A 1772-nucleotide genomic window follows, 5' to 3' on the forward strand; every position below is an offset into this window, starting at 1 on the left:
CTGGCAGTGGGTTCGACGTGGCGATCATCGCGATTGTCACGAGCGGAAGTGACATCAGGAAGGTGAGCGCGCGTAGGCGGTGAGCCTCGGGCAGCGTCGGGCCGACCTTCAGGTAGGCCAGGAGGCAGGCGCCCCCGAGGATCGTCAGGGCTGCGGCACCCACGATGACGTCGGTGGTTGCGTGATCCATGGATGCTCCTGGGCCGGTTCGGTAGGACGTGGAGTGTTCATCGGCTCGATTTGCCGTGAGACTCACTACCGGACCGTCGGCGCTAGCGTCGTGCCGTCAAGTAGCCGGGATGAGGCGTATCCGAGCGAGGGTCTCGGCGAGCAGGTTCGGACCGGGTGGCAGTCGCAGCGTGATCCTGCGTGCGTGGCGGATCACCCGCCCCGGGATGCAGATCAGCTCGCGGCGCAGCCTGCCGAGGTGCGCGCGGCCGTAACCGTTGCCGTGGTCGAGTCTGGCGAGCTCGTGCAGCCAGGCCGAGAGGTTCACCGCGAGCAGCGCGCCCCACATCCAGGCCGTGTTCACCGCGCGGTTCCCCGAGGGGAGGTGGCGCAGCGCCGCGCCGTGTTTGGCGTCGCGGATGCGGTCCTCAATGTCGGTTCGGTGCCGGTACCAGGACTCCACCGCCCTGGCCTTGTCCGGGGTCGAGACGTCGAGGTTGGTCACGATGAAGGAGTAGGCCCACACCGTGTCGATGTCGCCGTCCAGGGCGAGGGTGAGCTGCTCGGCGGGAATGGTCTTGCGGCGACGCGCACGGGGGTCCGAGGAGATCGTCGCTGCTTCATGCCGCACCCGGCGGATCACGCACCTGGTGCCCTCGGGCCATCCGCGCGGGTGGTAGTCGGCGACCGCGACCTGGGCGCCGGGCATGCCGTCGGCATCGGTCCAGGCGTCTTCGGGGACCCCGGCGGCCAGCCGCCAGGTAGCCGGGTTGCGGTTCGCGCCGATCGCGAAGTCGGCGTCCGCGGCGAGCACCGCGGTGGCCAGGTCCTTGGTGAAGTAGCCGATGTCGGCGCGGACCCGGACTCGCCCGTGTCCCCCGTGCGGTGCGGCGGCAGCCGCCAGACCCACGAGCGCCCGGCCGAGCAGGTCGACCACACCGGCGCGGGGGTCCTCATCGCCGGCGAGCAGGTCGGCGGCCAACACGATCCCGGCTTCGGCCCAGGTCGCCAGATGCGGACGGCCGGCGCGTTGGCCCTTGTAGTTGTAGGCGACCCCCCGCTTCCGTGACCCGTAGACCTCGACGTCGGTCGCGTCCAGGTCCAGCGTCGGCGACGTCAGCAGCCCAGTGCGGCGCTGCTCAACGAGGTGCCCGACGACGCGTCCAGCGATGTGGCCGATCGCGGCTTCGACACCACGCCACCTGCCGGCGTCGAACCGCTTGGCCAGCGTCGCCGCGGTCGTCGACGGCGCGGTCACCACCGGCGCCAGGACCGCCCCGGCAACATCGGCGCGGCGACGGTCCAAACCGATCAAATAGTCCTCACCGGCGAGCTGGGCACAGGCCAGCCCGATCAGGAACTCACCACCACTCAGCCCACGGGCACGTTCCTTGATCGCCCCGATCTGCTCATCGAGGACGCCGATCACGCCGATCCGATCGACAAGCTCGGTCACCGCGACCATCCCCGCCGCCGGTGTCAGCGACGGGTCCGACGCGCCAATCCGAACGTGATGACGACTCCCACGAACACCTCGTAACCTGTTCACCCAACAGGTGCCTTTCACTCGACCCGATCAGCTGGCCTCAACAACCGCGATCTTG

Annotated in this window: 2 protein-coding genes; both read right to left on the reverse strand. The window is 69.7% G+C overall.

Annotated elements, in window-relative coordinates; all coding sequences use genetic code 11:
• Positions 1-190: hypothetical protein (locus ACYVIH_RS22670; RefSeq protein WP_460871811.1), on the reverse strand; the 190-nt coding region annotated here is incomplete at its 3' end.
• Positions 191-286: 96 nt separating this feature from the next.
• Positions 287-1735, reverse strand: a complete 1449-nt coding sequence (locus tag ACYVIH_RS22675) for an IS1380 family transposase (RefSeq protein ID WP_460871812.1) — start codon at positions 1733-1735, stop codon at positions 287-289.
• Positions 1736-1772: the final 37 nt, after the last annotated feature.

The sequence above is a fragment of the Nocardioides pakistanensis genome (assembly GCF_054781215.1).